The sequence below is a fragment of the Gelidibacter sp. genome (assembly GCF_035577925.1).
Taxonomy (GTDB): domain Bacteria; phylum Bacteroidota; class Bacteroidia; order Flavobacteriales; family Flavobacteriaceae; genus Gelidibacter.
This window is the reverse complement of the sequence record NZ_DATJCY010000289.1, coordinates 1-18,701: the sequence shown is the minus strand read 5'-3', so window position 1 is coordinate 18,701 and position 18,701 is coordinate 1. Positions and strand designations below refer to the sequence as shown.

The window sequence follows — 18,701 nt, the reverse complement described above, 5'->3', positions numbered from 1 at the left end:
AAATAAATTCTTTATTCTTCTGTTTTTGTTTCTGCATCTTCTGCAGGAGCATCAGTAGCTTCTTCCGCAGGTGCGTTTGCAGCAGCCTCAGCAGCTTCAGCTTCGGCAATTGCCTGTGCTGCTTCTGCTTCACGTTTTGCATTGGTTTCTTTTTCAGCTTCTTGAGCCTGAGCTTTAGCATCGGCTTTAGCTTTGACCAAGCTTTCTTTTTTGGCGTCAACTTTGTTTTCTTTTTCTTCCAACCAAGCAGCGAATTTAGCTTCGGCTTGTTCTTCAGTTAAAGCACCTTTTCTAACACCACCGGCAAGGTGATTTTTCAATAAGGCACCTTTGTAAGACAAAATTGCTTTTGCCGTATCGGTAGGTTGCGCACCATTTTGCAACCATTTTACTGCCATATCTACGTCTAATTCAATAGTTGCAGGATTGGTAGTTGGATTGTAAGCACCAATTTTTTCTAGGTATTTACCATCTCTTTTTGACCGTGAATCGGCCGCAATAATCCAGAAAAAAGGTTTTCCTTTTTTTCCGCGTCTTTGTAATCTAATTTTAACTGACATAAAAAATTAATTAGTGAGGTTCGCGACCTCTATTATTAATAAGGGTGCAAAGATAATATAATTATTTTATTGAGTGATAATTTATTAGAAATAAACATCAATTAAATTGCAGTTTTTGACAACCTAAATGTTACTGTTTTTGAACCTTCATTTATGTTTATAACTTTACTTTAGTAAAAGGTAATTTATGTGTAATTTTAAGAACTTTTCCCGTTAAAAAAATCAAATTTCATTAGTCTGATACTCAGTTCAATGGTGCTTAGCCAAAGAAGTGCTGAGTTTCTTAACAGGCTTTTTGAAATCCGAAACTTCTTGGGGAATAGTCATTAGGAAAATATAAGAAGAGCAAAAAAAGCATTAACAAAACACAATTTTTAGACGCATGTATTTAATATTTGATACCGAAACCACAGGGTTGCCAAAACGTTGGGATGCGCCCATCACCGACACAGATAACTGGCCACGATGTGTACAAATAGCTTGGCAATTGCATGATGATATGGGAAATATTATTGAGCATCAGGATTATTTGGTACAGCCTGACGGATTTAATATTCCTTACGATGCTGAAAAGATACATGGTATTTCGACGGAGCTTGCCCAACAAGAAGGAGTGCCATTGACCGAAGTATTAGAGAAGTTTAATACTGCGCTGGCTAAGACCAAATTTGTTGTAGGACAGAATGTTGGTTTTGACTTGAATATTATGGGGGCTGAATTTCACCGTCATGATGTGGCTAATATTTTACAAGAACTTCCGGTTTTGGATACTTGTACGGAACATACGGCCAATTTGTGCCAACTTCCAGGTGGACGTTATGGCCGATTCAAATTGCCGACCTTAACAGAATTGCACGAGTTTCTTTTTAAGGTTCCTTTTGCAGAGGCGCACAATGCGGTGGCCGATGTAGAGGCAACTACACGCTGTTTTTTAGAACTCGTGCGACGTGAAGAATACACGGTTGAGGAACTGGATGTGCCGGCTGATTATTTTGAGAATTTCAAAAAAGCCAATCCTACAACCATTCAGCTTATTGGGCTAAAACACATTAATCTTCAGGCTGAAAGTGCACGGATCAAAAAGCAACTCCAGAAAGCTCAAGATATGGAAGGCCCGTCAAAGGGAGAGCTTGCACAAAATATCGAAGATCTTAAGAATGCCGAATTTGTTCATTTGCACAACCACTCGCAATTTTCTGTCTTGCAATCTACTATTGGTATTCCAGAATTGGTTGCTGCCGCTGCTGCAGAAAACATGTCGGCCGTAGCGCTCACTGATCACGCCAATATGATGGGGGCTTTTCATTTTGTACGTGCCGTTGGAAATCATAATAGAGGTGTTGAAGCCAGACGTAAAGCCGCAGAAACTGCTGGTGAAATGTTTACTGAAAAAATGATCAAGCCTATTTTGGGATGTGAGTTTTTTGTATGTGAAGATCACAAAGATAAAACCAGAAAGGATAATGGTTATCAAATAGTGCTGCTGGCCAAGAACAAAAATGGCTATCATAATTTATCAAAATTATCTTCACACGGTTTTGTGGATGGCTTTTATTATCTGCCAAGAATTGATAAAAACCTGATTCAACAATACAAAGAAGATCTTATTGTTTTAACTGGAAATCTTTATGGCGAAGTCCCAAATAAAATCTTGAACATTGGCGAAAACCAAGCCGAGGAAGCTTTGCTTTGGTGGAAAGATGAGTTTGGTGATGATCTTTATATCGAATTGATGCGCCATAATCAGGAAGATGAAAATCGAGTCAATACCGTATTGGTTGATTTTTCTAAAAAGCACAATATTAAAATGGTGGCCACCAATAATACCTATTATGTTAAAAAGGAAGATGCCAATGCACATGACATTTTATTGTGTGTAAAAGATGGCGAAAAGCAATCGACACCAATAGGTCGTGGTAGAGGTTATCGTTTTGGGTTTCCTAATCAAGAATATTATTTCAAGTCAGCCGACGAGATGAAACATCTTTTCAAGGATATTCCTGAGGCTATTTTTAATATTCAGGAAATTGTCGATAAAATAGAGGTCTTTGATTTACAAAGGGATGTATTGTTGCCTGCGTTTGATATTCCCGAGGAGTTTAAACACGAACAAGATCTTATAGATCATGGTAAGCGTGGGGAAAATGCTTATTTACGCCATTTGTCTTATGAAGGTGCCAAAAAACGATATGTCGAAATCACCGATGAAATAAAAGAGCGTATCGATTTTGAGTTGGGTGTTATTGAAAATACTGGCTATCCTGGGTATTTTTTGATTGTTGAAGACTTTATTAGGGAAGCGCGTAATATGGGTGTTTCTGTTGGTCCTGGCCGTGGTTCGGCAGCCGGTTCGGTTGTGGCTTATTGTTTGAAAATCACCAATATCGATCCTTTAAAATACAATTTGCTTTTTGAGCGTTTTCTAAATCCCGATCGTATTAGTATGCCCGATATTGATATTGATTTTGATGATGAAGGCCGAAGCAGTGTCATGGATTATGTCATCAAAAAATATGGTAATAATCAGGTGGCGCAAATTATTACTTACGGAACGATGGCTGCAAAATCGTCCATCAGAGATACGGCAAGAGTTTTAGATTTACCTCTTTTTGATGCGGATCGCATCTCAAAACTTATCCCAACCATGTCCAAATTGGGCAAGATTTTCGGTTATGATGAGAAGCAGCTCAGCAAAGTATTTCGAGCGGAAGACCTTGAAAAGGTCAACGAGTTGCTTAATCTTGCAGAGGGTAATGACTTGGAAGCTGAAACTATTAATTTGGCAAGAACACTTGAAGGATCTGTTAGAAATACAGGTATTCATGCATGTGGTGTTATTATTACGCCCGACGATATTACCAAGTTTGTGCCTGTAGCAACCGCTAAGGATTCTGAATTGTATGTGACCCAATTTGATAACTCTGTTGTTGAAGATGCCGGCTTATTGAAAATGGATTTCCTGGGGTTAAAAACCTTAACCCTAATTAAGGACACGGTTAAAATTGTAAAGGCCAAACATGGTATTTTGCTCGATCCAGATACTTTTCCTTTGGATGATACGCTTACTTACGAACTCTTTCAGCGTGGTGAAACAGTGGGCGTGTTTCAGTATGAATCCCCTGGGATGCAAAAGCATCTTAAAGAATTGAAGCCAACTGTTTTTGAAGATTTAATTGCGATGAACGCTTTGTACCGTCCTGGACCGATGGAGTATATTCCGAGTTTCACCCGACGTAAACATGGTGAAGAAGAAATTGAATATGATCTTCCGGCCATGGAGGAGTATTTGAAGGAAACCTACGGAATTACCGTTTATCAAGAACAGGTGATGTTGCTTTCACAAAAACTTGCTGATTTTACCAAAGGTGAAGCTGACGTTTTGCGTAAGGCGATGGGTAAAAAGCAAATCGCAGTTTTGGATAAAATGAAGCCAAAGTTTATTGCGCAAGCCGAAGCCAATGGTCATGATGCCAAAAAATTGGAAAAGATATGGAAGGACTGGGAGGCTTTTGCAAGTTATGCTTTTAACAAGTCGCATTCTACCTGTTATGCTTGGATTGCCTATCAAACAGCCTATTTAAAAGCACATTATCCAGCCGAATATATGGCAGCGGTGTTAAGTAACAATATGAACGATATCAAACAAGTGACTTTCTTTATGGAAGAATGTAAGCGTATGAAGCTGAATGTGCTTGGGCCAGACGTCAATGAATCGTTTTATAAGTTTTCGGTAAATAAGGATAATGCGGTTCGCTTTGGAATGGGTGCTATTAAAGGTGTTGGGCATAATGCCGTGCTTACTATTGTTGAAAATCGTAGAAAAGATGGTCCTTTTAAGTCGATTTTTGATTTTGCCAAACGAATTGATTTAAGGGCGGCCAATAAAAAAGCCATTGAAAATCTGGCATTGGCCGGAGGTTTTGATTGTTTTACCAATACGCATCGCGCTCAGTATTTTAAAGATGAAGGTGATGGTATTATTTTTTTGGAAAAAGCAATCCGCTATGGAAATAAGCATCAAGAGAATGAAAACTCATCGCAAGTAAGCTTGTTTGGCGATTTAAGTGAGGTTCAAATTGCTGAACCTTCCATTCCGCCTTGTGAAGAATGGGGTACTATGGAGAAATTGGCCAAAGAGCGCGAAGTGGTCGGGATTTATATTTCAGGTCATCCGCTCGACGATTTTAAGATAGAAATGAAAACTTTTTGTAATGCCACTTTAGCGATGTTCAATGATTTGGAACCTTATGTAAATAGAGAATTGACTTTTGGTGGTGTGGTTACCGATGTGCAACATCGTGTCAGCAAACAAGGAAAAGGTTGGGCGATGTTTACCGTCGAAGATTATAATGATAATTTTGAATTTCGCATTTTTGGAGAAGAATATTTAAAGTTCAGGCACTTTTTGGTTCAAAGTTCATTCGTCTATATTAAGGTCTATGTCAAAGAAGGATGGATCAATAAGGAAACGCAAAAGAAAAGTGAGCCTCGACTCCAATTTACAAGTTTTCAGCTTCTGCATGATGTCATGGAAACTTATGCCAAAAAGCTTTCCATTCAATTGGAAATAACTGATTTAAATGAAACTAAAATTAAGGGAATTTCTGATGTTTTAAAAATGCACGAAGGTAATCAGTCGTTAAATTTTTTAGTTTATGACCATGCAGAAAAAATGAAACTTCATATGCCCAGTAGGCATCAAAAAGTGAGGATTTCACAAGAGTTATTGGACGAATTGAATCACCTAGATGTGTTTTATAAATTGAATTAGGTAGAAAAGCTGCTTTTTATGCAATTTTTTAATAGATCAATAAAACAAGCATAATGCTGGTTTATGTTCTTAAATAGAGGTCATAACTATCACCAATCCAGCTATAACCAAAACAAATGTTAAGCCTACAAGAATTAGCGGATTTTTTGGTTAATTTTGTGCTATTAATCAAATGTGAAACAATTAAAGTAAAATAGATATGGCATTAGAAATAACAGATGCGAATTTTGAAGAAACGGTTTTGAAAAGTGATAAGCCGGTTGTGGTAGATTTTTGGGCCGCTTGGTGCGGACCTTGTAGAATGGTTGGTCCAATCATAGATCAAATTAGCGAAGAGTATGATGGCAAAGCCGTAGTGGGGAAAGTGGACGTTGATGCAAATCAGGAGTTTGCTGGTAAATATGGCGTGCGTAACATTCCTACGGTTTTGGTGTTTCAAAACGGTGAAGTTGTTGGAAGACAGGTTGGTGTAGCTCCAAAAAAAGCATATACCGATGCTATTGACGCACTTTTATAGTCGTTAACTGAACATCTCGATTTATATTTCTATAGAATAGAATAAATTGAAATGTGATGTATTATCTGTGATTGTTAAAATTGAATATTCAGATAAAATGATAAAAGGTTTGCTGTAATGGTAAACCTTTTTTTATTTTAGACTAAAATTTATAAAATGAGTGATAAAGTAAAAATACAAGATGCGATTGATCGCAAATTGATAGAAGAGCGTAAAGTGTTCCTTTGGGGACAAGTAGATGATAAATCGGCCAAACATGTTATTGATAGGTTAATGTATTTGGATGCTTTGGAAACCAAGGATATTCATTTGTATATTAACAGTCCTGGCGGATATGTCACATCCGGATTTGCAATTTACGATTGCATAAAATCCTTGAAGAGTGACGTATCTACCATTTGTACAGGTTTTGCAGCTTCCATGGGATCGATTTTATTGTCGGCAGGTACAAAAGGAAAAAGATTCATTCAACCTCATGCACGAGTGATGATTCACCAGCCAAGTGGCGGAGCTCGTGGACCAGCAAGTGATATTGAAATAACTGCTCAAGAAATTGTAAAAACCAAAGAATTGAGTGCGCGTTTGTTGGCGGAAAACTGTGGGCAAACCTTTGAGAAAATAATGAAAGATTTTAATCGCGACCATTGGATGGGGGCCGATGAATCTGTCGCTTATGGAATTGTTGATAAGGTTATTGTGTAAATTGTCCTATCCCAAAGGAGGGATTAGACTTAATTATTTATAAAACAGTCCTCCCTCTCGGAGAGGCTAGGTGGAAATCATGAATTTACAACAAGAATTCAATAAAACCGGAGGATTTAAAAATCTAGAACTCTTGGCAAAACAAGTGGTTGAAGGTTTTATTGCTGGTATTCATAAGAGTCCGTTTCATGGGTTTTCTGCTGAGTTTGCCGAACATAAAATCTACAATCAAGGTGAGAGTACAAAGCATATTGACTGGAAACTGTATGCCAAAACCGATAAGCTTTTTACCAAGCAATATGATGAGGAAACCAATTTGCGTTGCCATATTATTATCGATAACAGCAGTTCCATGCACTATCCTCAGATGAAGGAATTTTCAATTGATCATTTAAACAAAATTGCATTTTCTGCTTTGGCTTCGGCAAGTTTGATGCACATGCTTAAAAGGCAGCGCGATGCTGTTGGCATGAGTATTTATAGTGATAGTTATGATTTTTATGCGCCCGAAAAAGGAGGCGAGCGCCATCATCAAATGTTGCTCGGCGAATTGAGTAAGACGGTGCTCTCAAAACCAATCGGCAAAAAGACAGAAACTTATACGTTTTTGCATCAAATTGTTGAAAAAATCCATCGACGGTCGCTGATTTTCTTTTTTACCGATATGTTCCAAAGCAATACTGATCGGGATAAATTATTTGAGGCGCTTCGGCATTTAAAGTATAATAAACATGAAGTGGTTTTGTTTCATGTTTTTGATAAACAACGCGAACTGACTTTTGATTTTGAAAACATGCCCAAACGTTTTGTAGATGTCGAAACCGGTGATCATATCAATTTGTATCCTGACACGATTAAAGAGGCTTATGTAGATGCTGTAAAAGCGTATTTTGATGAATTGCGGATTAAATGTGCGCAATATCAAATAAAATATGTGGAGGTCGATATTGGTGAAGCATTTGATAAGATCCTAACAACGTACATTGTAGCGCGAGGAAAATTTTAAGAGCAAATTATTTTTCAAAAAACAGCATAAAATATTTGCGATATTGAAAATGCAGTGTATATTTGCACTCGCATTAACGCAACGGTCTGGTAGTTCAGTTGGTTAGAATGCCGCCCTGTCACGGCGGAGGTCGCGGGTTCGAGTCCCGTCCAGACCGCTATCCCGATAGCTATCGGGAGCTAAAAGCTCTAAAGTAATTTGGGGCTTTTTTTAGCGCGATTCCCAACGTTATGGGAACAAGAAGAAGTTGTGTTGTTTTATCTAAATGAAAATTTGGATAGACGTAGTGATTACCGAAGCAATTTGGTATTCCGGTGAGAAGCTTTCCTTTTCTGTTTTTAACAGAATCGGGATGCTTTTTTTGTTTTAAGGTGGTTTGTGAATTTTAAAAAGATGAAAACCATTGAGGCAAACATCAAGGAAAAATCACAGATTATAACCTATCGAAAACATGATGGTCCTCGAGAAGATATAAGTCCTTGAATCCGAAACGATATAAGACGAGAGATTATTGTGGCTTTTGTATTGGGCATCAAACAAATTATTCACTTCCAACTTATAGCTCCAGGCGCTATTCTCGTTTTTGTAATATATGGATGCGTTGGCCAAATCGTATGTGCTGCTCTGCTTAGAAGTTTTGTTTTTATAAAAAAATGCCGCATAATCAAACGAGGTGATGAATCCTTTTAAAAAATCATAATCAAAGTTTATAAAAGGCTCACTTGTTATAAAACGAGAACGGTTCCTATTCAAATTGTAATGGCCGAAAGACTGCCTAAAACCTACTTCAATCGTTGGAAAATCGTCAAACAATGTTTTCATTGACAAATCGTAACTGACATTACTGGTATAGTTGGTGTTTAAAAGATCATTCAATTGCTGCAAATATTCGGAATAGCCGGAATTTACCCCCAAACTGTAATCGATACGCTTGATTTTTTTCTGGATTTTACCGTAAATGTTCCAAGTGCTCTGTGCATTATTTAATAAAATAGGCATGATATACTGGTTAATGCCTTCGTAATTTATTGCATTTTCAAAACCTTTTACTTTTTGTATAAATCTGACATTAGCATAAAACCTTAAGCCTTTATAGGTGCTAAGCCTATTGTATCTTAGGTTCAGCGAGTGAAACAGTTCGTTTTCCAAATTGTCATTTCCCTTATAAACTGAATTGTAAGCATTCAAATAATACCGATTTGCAAAATGAGCCGCACCTGGAAAAGAGGCATTGAGTTCATAATCCAATTTCAACTTTTGGGTTTGACTAAAGTCAAGTTCTGTTGAGGAATTGGGCAATAGTACCCATTTGCTGTTTTGTGAGGCAGAGTTTTGATCCAATTTCCAATGGTAATGATGCAAAAAAGCACCTTGGTCAAAAGCGAATTTACCTGTTTTAAACTTGTAGTTTATACCTAAATAAAAATCGTTCAAACGGAAGTCTAAAAGGTTTCCAAAATCAGATGGAGCAAAATCATTCGTCATTCCATTACTTAGTTTTTGGCTGTCTTTGGTGTGAAACGAATGATTCAAAAATGTATTTCTTACAGTCGTGTAAATATGGTTGAATCGATTTATTACCCAATAATGCTTGAAGAGGATATCAAAATCGTTGGTTTTTGTGCTTTTGGATTGGTTGATTATATATAAGGAATCTTCCACAATAGGAACCAGTCCGTAAAGGATATCATCGGTTGTGCTCCATTGGGTGTTAGGGCGGGTTTCATTAAACGTGTAATTGGCCGCAAAAGAAAAGGTGTGCGCTTTGGACTGCCTCCTGTGCCATTCAATATTTTGGTTAAAAAAAGAACTTTCAACGGTTCTTCTTTCCATAAAAGTGTTGTGTGATTCCGCAATTTCAGAGTCGATGGTGTTGTTATAATGATTGTTGGTTCTTTTAACTTGGGTTTTAAAAAGCCATTGGCTTTTTAGGTTTGGAACGTAGTTTATGTGTAGGTTGCCTATTCCGAATACATTATTGGTTTGTGAAGCTAATGCTTTATGTTCGGTAAAAGCATTGTTATATTGATTGACTTGTTGATTAAGGGTGTTTTCTTTGGTTTTTGAAAAGATTCCATAAGCGGATACATTTAATGTATTGCTAACTTCTTGTGTTATATTGATTGCACCAAACTGACGGTTACTGCTTACCACATCGTCGCGTTCAATAAACTGGAGCAAATCGTTGTTGGTTAGGTCAAAAGTGGTGCTTCCCTTGTTAAAAAGGCTGCTTGCGCCGCCTTGGAAATCGAAATATTGTTTATAGGTAAAAACTTGTTCTGCTGTATTGTTTAGGTTTCCAATGGCATTGATATTGGTTTTTGGGCTGTAATAAAACAAGTTGCCGTGCCCACGATAAAATTTTTTATTGCCTTTTCCGGCTTCAAAATCTCCAAAAACAAAATTCTTTTTGTTTTCCTTTAACTTTATGTTCATGGCCGTTTCATTGCCATCGACTAGGTTTTTTAGGAAGGCTATTTCGCTGTAGTTTTCAATGACTTCAACTTCATACACAACATCAGCCGGAATATTATCTACAGCCAATTTGGTCTGTCCATCAAAAAATTTTTTATTTTCAACCAACAAGGTCGTTATTTTTTTACCCTGAACCCTTACGGTACCGTCTTTTTCGACCTCGACCCCAGGAAGTTTAGCGAGGACATTTTTCAGTTTTCGTTCATCGCCAGTTATAAACTTGTCAACTTTGTATGTAATGGTATCCTGTCTGATAGTCACGGGAAGTTCAATAACCACTTCGTCAAGGGCATTGGGTTGTTCTTTTAAAACTATGATTTCTTCTTTATTTTCAGTGGGATTAATGTTGAAACTATGGGTTTTATAGCCCATAAAACTAATTGATACAGTATAAGGTATCTGTTCCAGTTCCAACCGGTATAAGCCTTGTTCATTGGCTACAGAAAACGTCATTTTTTTTAACGAATCCAAAGGCTGCGCAATAACGTTGGCATAGGGCAATGGCGTTTGTAAGCTATCGGTTACCTTTCCTTTCATTATGATTTGTGAAAAACAAGATAGACCAAAAGCCAAATTTAAAAACAAGAGCCAAAAGTATTTTTTTTTCATAAGTTAAAAAACTAATACATTCAATTGCTGCTCTTTTTCCTGTCCGATTCCAGTGTGGATATCCGTTTATGGGAGTCTGCCTCGGTTATTATTTTATCATTGGGCTTAGGACGTGTTATTTTGGGTGTTCTATCCGGATTTAAATTTATCTTAGTGGCTGTTAAGGTAAATTCATCGCGCTATACTTGCAAAATCAACCCTGGTAATCCAGTATAGTTTTGCGGCCCAAAATTCAAAGGAATTTCAGGTGCAAACCACACGGCAACTTGTTTGGTATAATAATGTCCCTGTCTGCTGAAAAGCCTTTCATTTGTTATGGCCTGTTGGCATGTGTAGTTTCCTATTTTTTTTGTTTTTCCGGTAAGGTTCCATTCTAAAGGTTCGAGAGAAACCAATCCTATCGTTGGGCTTATTCTTATAATCTTGCCTTCTGAGGTGTTGGTGTAAAACGGTGCCTTGTCTGCATAACTACCAATGTTATAACCATCTTCTTTTTCCAAAGTCGGATCCAGATAATAATAAGATTCCTGTGCATGGATGTTGAGTATAAAATCTTCAGGTTGGCCATTATAATACATATCGGCAACTTGCTGTTTGGCCGCCATTGGTACGTCTTTGTTGTTCTGTAAAGCTGTTAAAAAACTATCAACATATCTGGTGTTTATTTCCCCTTTATAAGTAATTGTTGCTGAGTTGTTTTGGGCAAAGGAGAAAGTTGCCAGAAGTACACAAAGCATAGACATAAACTTTGTCTTTATCATAATATTATTTTTTATGGGTTTTAAGAAAGCTTTGTCAAAAAAACTTCCAGAATACATTCAGTATTTTGACAAAGCCCTGATAATAACTATTTAACAACCATTTCTCCTCATACACAAATCGAATAAGTCGTAATCATTAGGATGTGCTAAGTCACATACTTGATACACTGTATAACAAGGTGTTGTGGGGTTCTCTTCTACTACTATAACTTCGTCTATAATAGTTGCATTGGTCATTGCGATTAGTCCTCATAAAAAGACTAATCCTAGAAAGATTGATTTTAAAATTTTCATAATAAAGGGTTTTAGCCAAACAAAATACATTCGTTGGCACGGTTAGACAAAAATCAGTCTTAGAAAATCAGTCTTAGAAAATCAGTTTTTTGGTTCAGTTCTAAACCATCAATCTGTGTAAGTAAAAAAATCAGCGCTAATTGGAGTTGCAACAATCGTCAAAAGCTTTCATCCGAAGACTGAAAAAAGAACAAATAAAAACTATGACTTTGCTAACATACCTATAAAAAACAATTAAACAACACTATCAATAATTAAATTGCTAAAAATATGTTAGTTATGAATTATGTGTGTTAAAACTATGTTCAATAATTGTTTTATAAAGTTGACTTTCTTCTAAAGACGATAGCTGGTTTGTAATAAGTTTTGTGTCTTTGTGCAAATGCTTGATTGTTCATTAATGAAGATTGGTTTGAGTTATTCATTCTTTTGATGTTGCTATGTCTTGCACTTTTGAATTTGATGTTTTGATTTTTATAATGCTTTGTAAATCTTATAAAGTATCGAAATTTATGCATTTCATCGATTAAGCGCGTATTTTTCCGACAAAAGTTTTGTTGATAACTTTTTTATAATATATTTGTGCTTCATTAGGTAGGTCTTTATCTTACTTATTCAGAGAAACTTAATCCGTTTTTTTAAAGGAATTATTGCAAATCCTAACTTCCCTCAACTTTTAATTGCAATACTAGAGTTTTTATACTCAAAAATTAATAATCCATTCTTCCCTCGAGTGGCATGTTTATGTCCAATTATTAATTAACTAAAACAGTATATAACCCCTAAATTGTGATTCAATGAAAACTCTAAAAATTACTTTAATGCTCGCATTGTTTGTTGTAGTATCCAGCCAAACTGACCACATGCCTTCTGAGAAAGAAATGAACGTGCAAGAAATTAGCGCCAAGAAATCAAGCACTATTGATACAAAACTTTTGGCTCACGCTGTGAAAGGTGTGCGCGTTCCTTCGCAAATCTAATCCTAACAAGGATTTTAAAAAGCCCTTATTGTCCTGATAAGGGCTTTTGTTGTTGTTGTTGCTAAATTAATCTCTTAGATTGAATAAATTATTCTAAATTTGGAATGCTACATTTAATCCATTCCAAGTGTTCAGATTAAAATTTCTTATGCTGCTTATTTTAATTTTTGGAATACGATCGTATTCTCAAAACAAGCTGAAGTCTTCTGAATATGATAGTGTTTTAAAGTTTCGTAAAAATAGTACTTCAGAAAAGTTTACGCTAGAGCAGCAATTGGAACAAGCAAAAAATGCGGTGATTTATTCTGAAAAACTGAAAATCGATTCAGTTCTGATTAAATCCAATGCTATTTATGGTGCAATTTGTCTTTATCTTGATGATTTTGAAGGTTTTAAAGGCGTTAATTTTAAAAACTACAAACTTGCCAAAACTATTAATGATTCATTGACTATTGCTATGGCCAGCCATAATTTAGGCTGGTATCATCATCGGAATAGAGTTCATTTGGATAGTGCATATTATTATTATTCCAAAGCTTATCAAATTTCTGATCACTTGGATCTTTTTTCTAGACAGGTAGATATTTTGATAAATATATCAGAAATACAAAATCTGGAAAAGGATTATATCGGTAGTGAAGAAAGTGCCATCAAGGCCATAAAACTGGCGGAGCATCTTCCTAGGGATGAATATACGTTTGAAAGTTTATGGTTACTTTATAATCGTATAGGTGACGGGGCAACCACTTTGAAAATATTTGATAAGGCCATTGAGTATCACGAGAAAGCATATGCAATGGCTAAAAAAATGAAAGATGGGCAAATCTTACAGCTCTATTCTGAAAATAATATGGCACATGTTTATAAGGAGAAAGGTGATTATGAAAGGGCATTAAAAATTTATGAAAGTATTTTGGGTCAAAAGAAACTGTTTGATTTGGATCCCAGTTTTTATGCTTTAGTACTCGATAACGTTGCGTTTACTAAGTTTTTGGCTGGAAGTACGGATTATGAACGGTTGGAAAATATGTTTAAAAGAGCTTATCATGTTTCAGATAGTCTTAATGATCCTATAAACAAGCTAAATGTAACTATTGACTTAGCCAAATTTTATAAAGGTCAAGATAAAAATGAACTTGCTCTAAGTTATGCCGAAGAATCTTATAGGTTAGCAAAGGAGATTTCTTTTAATGATCTTTTATTGGAATCTATGATGCTGTTATCAGAACTCAAACCTGGTGATGAAGGACGAGGTTACTTAAAAAAGCACATCCAATTAAGCGACAGTCTGTTGGCACATGAACGTGGTATTCGAAACAAGTTTGCGCGTATTGCGTTTGAAACCGATCAAATGGAATTGGAAAATGAGCGCATTGCCGCAGAGAAAATGTATTGGGTTATTAGTTCTATGGTGTTGATGGTGACTTCTATTTTGATATATATTATTATCGCACAGCGCAACAAGAATAAAGCTTTGAGGTTTGCACAGGTCCAACAGGCTACCAATGAAGAAATTTATAATTTGATGTTATCGCAACAGGAAAAAATTGATAGTGCAAGAGCTGAAGAAAAGAAGCGTATTTCAAGGGAGTTGCATGATGGGATTCTGACACGGATTTTTGGTGCCCGATTCAGTTTGGACAGTTATAATTTAAGTGAAGGCGAAGAAGCGGTGCAACGGCGAGCCAAATATATTTCTGAATTAAAAATCATTGAAGATGACATTCGGGATATTTCGCATGATTTGAATACCGATTTTGTGGCCGATTCTAGTTTTATGGATATTTTAAAGGGGTTGATCGAGAAGCAAACCAAGGTTTATCAGTTGCAATACCAATTTGAATATACAGACCATATTGATTGGGATTTGGTTTCAAATAAGACCAAGATAAATATTTATAGGATGCTTCAGGAATCGCTCCAAAACATTTATAAGCACGCCAGGGCCAAAACGGTTAAAATTAGTTTTCGATTAAAGAAATCTCTAATTTGCTTAAAAATTATTGACGATGGTGTTGGTTTTGATCCAAATAAGAGCAAAAAAGGTATTGGTATAAAAAATATTAATGCCAGAGCAAAAGAGCTCAACGGCACGGTTGTATTTGTTTCACAAATGAATCAAGGCACTACCATAAAAGTGAAAATCCCATATAAAACTTAAAGTACTAATGCAACATATTCATATCTTATTGGTGGATGACCATCCAATTATTATTGAGGGTTACGAAAACACCTTGTTAACCTCTAAAAAAGAAAATCAGATTTTGCATATCCATACTGCAAATGATTGTGATAGTGCCATCGAATTATTGCGACGTGCGGCAAAGGAAAAACCTTATGACCTTTGTTTCTTTGATATTAGTTTACCTGGCTCTTCTGATGGCAAATTAACTTCCGGTGAGGACTTGGCGCAACTGACGCGTCAGATAATGCCTAAGGCCAAGATTGTTATTCTCACCATGTTTAACGAGTCATTTAGAGTACACAGTATTATCAAACAGATTAATCCAGATGGTTTTTTGATTAAGAGCGATTTGACTTCAAGTGAATTAGCCGAAGCGTTTCAATATATCTTAAAGTCGCCACCTTATTATAGTAGTACCGTTAATAATTTTTTAAAAAAATCTGTTGCCAGTGATATTTATGTTGATGATATCAACCGCAAGATTTTGCACCTACTTTCTCAGGGTGTCCGAACGATTACCTTAAGAGAGCACATTAATTTGTCAATGAGTTCTATCGAAAAACGTAAGAAACAGCTTAAGTTGTTGTTCTCTGTTGAAGACGGAAAGGACGAAACGCTTATTGAAAAGGCCAGAAATTTTGGTTTTCTCTAATTTCAAATGTTAAAGTTTTACTTTTCATTGGTTTTTTAAATCCTTCAAACCCTTGCCCACTCTCAATACTACGGTTTTCCCGTAATAAGTTTACGGTTTTCCCGTAACTTAAAGTCAAGGCAATTTTCTATATTTGATTTGTCAACAATTATTAATTAATCCCTCTAAGTCATTTGTTGATTAATAGCAAAATGAATAAGCCTAATAACTGATCTGTCGAGAAGTTATTAGGTTTTTTTTGTTGCATCTTTTTTCTTTTCATATTCTTTTTTTATAAAATATAACTAAAATATTAGTTTTAACTAAAATTTTAGTTATATTAGTGTCGTAGAATTAGCGGATTATACATTTATATTCTGTTTAGCCATGATGAAATTATAAATTAACTAACAAGATTCCTGCCTTCGCAGGAAGTTATTATGAAACAACTAACAAAAGCTGAAGAGGAAATTATGCAAGTGCTGTGGCAATTGCAAAAAGCCAATGTCAAACAAATTATCGATCAACTTCCCGAGCCCAAACCTGCCTACAATACGGTATCAACCATTGTGAGGATTTTGGAAAGCAAAGGCTTTGTGGATTATGAAAAACAAGGTAAAGGGCATATTTATTTTACCTTGTTATCAAAAACCGACTATAGTAACCAAAGCATTAATGTATTGGTGAATGATTATTTTCAAGGTTCTTTTAAGAATTTAGTTTCTTTTTTTGTGAAGAAAAACGACCTGAATTTAAAAGACTTGGAATCCGTTCTAAAGGAAATTAACAAAAAAGAGGATTAAGTATGTTGCACTATATTCTACAAACCATTGCGTTCCAGGTTTTCTTTCTAATTGTTTATGATTTATTTTTAAAGAACGAAACTTTTTTTAATTGGAACCGGGTGTACTTAATCGGTACGGCGTTTTTGTCTTTTAGCTTGCCGTTTTTGAAATTTGAAAGCATCAAGGCCATTGTTCCAGAACCTATGGTTATCCGGTTGCCAGAAGTGATAATAGGTGAAGTTTCGCCAGTAATGATAGACAATTCCTTGATGGTTCCAACCGAACAAATTACAGAACAAGCCTTGAGCTTTTCTTGGATGCACGTTTGGAGTATCGGGATGGTTTTTGCAGCACTTTTTTTTGCATATAAGATGGGGAAGATTCTAAGAATCCTCTATAAAAATCCAAAACGCTGGCAAGGAAATATTGTTTTGGTGACCTTATTAAATAGCAGCGCGGCGTTTTCTTTTTTTCATTATATCTTTTTGGGAACTAATATTCAAGCAGAACGTAAAGCGCATATTGTGCAGCACGAACTGGTACACGTCAAAGAAAAACACAGTTTGGATTTATTGCTGTTTGAGATTTTTAGGATCGTATTTTGGTTCAATCCGTTAATTTATATGTACCAAAACCGATTGTCCACCTTGCATGAGTTTATTGCCGATGCCAAGGCCGTAGAACATAATGGCAAATCGGAATACTATCAGAATTTGCTGTCTCAGGTTTTTGAAACCGAGCACATATCGTTCATCAATCCATTTTTTCATCAATCATTAATCAAAAAACGAATAATTATGTTAAGCAAATCAAAATCAAAGCAAATCCATCTCATCAAATATGCGCTACTGGTTCCGGTGGTCACACTGATGTTGATGTACACATCATCTTATGCAAGTGCAGTAAAAGATTCTTTTCCAATATTTCAGAATGAAAATTTGGGCCAGGAATTGACCTTTCAGCAATTAGTCGACAAATATTATAATGAGATTGAGGAGCTGAGCAAGTCCAAGAGCAAAACGTCCAATGTTCTTCAAAACTATTTAATTACCAACGGGACCTATATTGAGAGCAAAGAGAATTTGGCAAAAATGCAAGCTTTTGCAAAGTTTATGACCTTAAAAATGAAGGCTAAAAAAGAAAAAGAAGGTGAGCTGAAAGATTCAGATGTGCAACTGTACGACAATATGGTGAAAAGATACGAAACGTACGAAGACTATCTTTCTTATAAAAAAACCGATGCCGCTAAGCGAAATTGGGAAAGTTCCGCACGACATGGCGAGTTGCGATTGGTGGTTGATGATATGGATAATTTGTCGGAAGTAGAGCAAAAATTAAAGGATGATAAAATGGCATTGATTAAAAATGACCCGTTCTATCATACTTTGGTAATGACCGATGGTAAAATGACGGCTTCGTTAGATTTTGGCAAAAAAGAAAAGAAAGTTCAGGGAAAAACATCTGAATCCTATGGTGGTGAAGTGCCTTTCGCGGTTATCGATGAGGTGCCGTTGTTTCAAGGCTGTGAAGCTTCAGGCTCTAAGGAAGATGATAAAATATGTACTTCCAATAAAGTATCGGAGTTTGTCAATAGGAATTTCAATACCAATATTGCTACTGAGAATCATCTTAAAGGACGTCAACGTATCAGTGTCATTTTTAAAATTGGTGAAGACGGAAAAGTTAAAGATATTATGGCCAGAGCGCCGCATCCAGCACTGGAGAAAGAAGCGATTAGGGTGATTGAATCCATGCCCGATTTTACGCCGGGCAAACAAAAAGGCATAGCGGTTACCGTACCTTATAGTCTGCCAATTTTATTTCAGGTTGTTGATGATACACCTGAAGGGGATAAGGAAGCCACAGATAATTTTGAGGAAAATATCAACCTAAAACTCCTGAATTTAAAGAAACAGGTAAATGATTTAATCAAGATAGAAGTCCCTTATCATTCTGTGGATGAAGCACCCGTATTTCCAACTTGTGAAGTACTGGAGTCAAATAATGCTCGTAAAACATGTACCTCTGATAAAATTATGGGTTTTGTCAATGAAAACTTTAATACCAAATTGGCCAAAGAATTGGGCTTGACAGGAAGGCAACGTATCTCAGTCGTCTTTAAAATTGGTGAGGATGGCGTGATCTCCAACATTCAGGCAAGAGCACCGCATCCAGGTCTTGAAAAAGAGGCTGTTCGTGTCATTGGGGCATTGCCAAAAATGCAGCCTGGTATGCATAACGGAAAACCTGTAATTGTACCTTACAGTTTGCCCATATTATTTAATATTGAGTAATGTTATCTTGTTGATTCAGATTGGAAGTCCTTTATGATTAAATTCTTTACATTTTTAATTATTGCGTTGGTCACATGGTCCATACAAGCTCAGGATGCGCTTTTGCACCGCGCGGATAGCTTGTATGTGCA

The 18,701-nt window shown here is 36.1% G+C and carries 12 protein-coding genes and 1 tRNA gene; 10 read left to right on the top strand and 3 right to left on the bottom strand.

Annotated elements, in window-relative coordinates; translation table 11 throughout:
* Nucleotides 1-11: 11 nt before the first annotated feature.
* Nucleotides 12-560, bottom strand: coding sequence for a 30S ribosomal protein S16 (locus tag VNJ50_RS11420; protein WP_325581970.1), 549 nt, complete (start codon nucleotides 558-560; stop codon nucleotides 12-14).
* Between the two features lie 382 nt (nucleotides 561-942).
* On the opposite strand from VNJ50_RS11420, the gene dnaE reads away from it, so the two are divergent.
* From dnaE to VNJ50_RS11395, 5 genes are all read left to right on the top strand, one after another.
* Nucleotides 943-5,331 carry a DNA polymerase III subunit alpha gene (gene dnaE / locus VNJ50_RS11415; RefSeq protein ID WP_325581968.1) on the top strand — a complete coding sequence of 1,463 codons (4,389 nt, stop codon included), beginning with the start codon at nucleotides 943-945 and terminating at the stop codon, nucleotides 5,329-5,331.
* 199 nt (nucleotides 5,332-5,530) lie between these two features.
* Nucleotides 5,531-5,848 carry a thioredoxin gene (gene trxA, locus VNJ50_RS11410; protein ID WP_325581966.1) on the top strand — a complete coding sequence of 106 codons (318 nt, stop codon included), beginning with the start codon at nucleotides 5,531-5,533 and terminating at the stop codon, nucleotides 5,846-5,848.
* Between the two features lie 156 nt (nucleotides 5,849-6,004).
* A complete protein-coding gene (locus VNJ50_RS11405) occupies nucleotides 6,005-6,550 on the top strand; it encodes an ATP-dependent Clp protease proteolytic subunit (protein ID WP_325581964.1) in 546 nt (181 codons plus the stop codon).
* 79 nt (nucleotides 6,551-6,629) lie between these two features.
* Entirely contained in the window at nucleotides 6,630-7,556 is a 927-nt protein-coding gene (locus tag VNJ50_RS11400; RefSeq protein ID WP_325581962.1) for a DUF58 domain-containing protein, read from the top strand.
* Between the two features lie 83 nt (nucleotides 7,557-7,639).
* Nucleotides 7,640-7,713: transfer RNA gene (locus VNJ50_RS11395), tRNA-Asp, on the top strand.
* A gap of 269 nt (nucleotides 7,714-7,982) precedes the next feature.
* Here the strand turns inward: VNJ50_RS11395 and VNJ50_RS11390 are convergent.
* Nucleotides 7,983-10,568: a carboxypeptidase-like regulatory domain-containing protein gene (locus VNJ50_RS11390; RefSeq protein WP_325581960.1), complete on the bottom strand. Its 2,586-nt coding sequence runs from the start codon at nucleotides 10,566-10,568 to the stop codon at nucleotides 7,983-7,985.
* 251 nt (nucleotides 10,569-10,819) lie between these two features.
* Nucleotides 10,820-11,401 (bottom strand): GLPGLI family protein, encoded by a 582-nt coding sequence (locus VNJ50_RS11385; protein WP_325581958.1) that lies wholly within the window; start codon nucleotides 11,399-11,401, stop codon nucleotides 10,820-10,822.
* Nucleotides 11,402-12,492: 1,091 nt separating this feature from the next.
* Here VNJ50_RS11385 and VNJ50_RS11380 point away from each other — a divergent pair.
* The 5 genes from VNJ50_RS11380 (at nucleotide 12,493) to VNJ50_RS11360 (ending at nucleotide 18,570) form a co-directional block, all read left to right on the top strand.
* Complete coding sequence (locus VNJ50_RS11380) at nucleotides 12,493-12,675, top strand: hypothetical protein (protein WP_325581956.1); 183 nt, start codon at nucleotides 12,493-12,495, stop codon at nucleotides 12,673-12,675.
* A gap of 148 nt (nucleotides 12,676-12,823) precedes the next feature.
* On the top strand, nucleotides 12,824-14,836 hold the full coding sequence (locus tag VNJ50_RS11375) for a tetratricopeptide repeat-containing sensor histidine kinase (protein WP_325581954.1): 2,013 nt from the start codon (nucleotides 12,824-12,826) through the stop codon (nucleotides 14,834-14,836).
* A gap of 7 nt (nucleotides 14,837-14,843) precedes the next feature.
* Nucleotides 14,844-15,512, top strand: coding sequence for a response regulator (locus VNJ50_RS11370; protein WP_325581952.1), 669 nt, complete (start codon nucleotides 14,844-14,846; stop codon nucleotides 15,510-15,512).
* 419 nt (nucleotides 15,513-15,931) lie between these two features.
* Nucleotides 15,932-16,294 (top strand): BlaI/MecI/CopY family transcriptional regulator, encoded by a 363-nt coding sequence (locus VNJ50_RS11365; RefSeq protein WP_325581950.1) that lies wholly within the window; start codon nucleotides 15,932-15,934, stop codon nucleotides 16,292-16,294.
* A 2-nt stretch (nucleotides 16,295-16,296) separates the two neighbouring features.
* Entirely contained in the window at nucleotides 16,297-18,570 is a 2,274-nt protein-coding gene (locus tag VNJ50_RS11360) for a M56 family metallopeptidase (RefSeq protein WP_325581948.1), read from the top strand.
* Nucleotides 18,571-18,701: the final 131 nt, after the last annotated feature.

What these genes read in the sequence shown, in the direction of transcription:
- VNJ50_RS11420 (WP_325581970.1), bottom strand. Translation starts at nt 560, where the DNA reads ATGTCAGTTAAAATTAGATTACAAAGACGCGGAAAAAAAGGAAAACCT.
- dnaE (WP_325581968.1), top strand. Translation starts at nt 943, where the DNA reads ATGTATTTAATATTTGATACCGAAACCACAGGGTTGCCAAAACGTTGG.
- trxA (WP_325581966.1), top strand. Translation starts at nt 5,531, where the DNA reads ATGGCATTAGAAATAACAGATGCGAATTTTGAAGAAACGGTTTTGAAA.
- VNJ50_RS11405 (WP_325581964.1), top strand. Translation starts at nt 6,005, where the DNA reads ATGAGTGATAAAGTAAAAATACAAGATGCGATTGATCGCAAATTGATA.
- VNJ50_RS11400 (WP_325581962.1), top strand. Translation starts at nt 6,630, where the DNA reads ATGAATTTACAACAAGAATTCAATAAAACCGGAGGATTTAAAAATCTA.
- VNJ50_RS11390 (WP_325581960.1), bottom strand. Translation starts at nt 10,568, where the DNA reads ATGAAAGGAAAGGTAACCGATAGCTTACAAACGCCATTGCCCTATGCC.
- VNJ50_RS11385 (WP_325581958.1), bottom strand. Translation starts at nt 11,401, where the DNA reads ATGATAAAGACAAAGTTTATGTCTATGCTTTGTGTACTTCTGGCAACT.
- VNJ50_RS11380 (WP_325581956.1), top strand. Translation starts at nt 12,493, where the DNA reads ATGAAAACTCTAAAAATTACTTTAATGCTCGCATTGTTTGTTGTAGTA.
- VNJ50_RS11375 (WP_325581954.1), top strand. Translation starts at nt 12,824, where the DNA reads ATGCTGCTTATTTTAATTTTTGGAATACGATCGTATTCTCAAAACAAG.
- VNJ50_RS11370 (WP_325581952.1), top strand. Translation starts at nt 14,844, where the DNA reads ATGCAACATATTCATATCTTATTGGTGGATGACCATCCAATTATTATT.
- VNJ50_RS11365 (WP_325581950.1), top strand. Translation starts at nt 15,932, where the DNA reads ATGAAACAACTAACAAAAGCTGAAGAGGAAATTATGCAAGTGCTGTGG.
- VNJ50_RS11360 (WP_325581948.1), top strand. Translation starts at nt 16,297, where the DNA reads ATGTTGCACTATATTCTACAAACCATTGCGTTCCAGGTTTTCTTTCTA.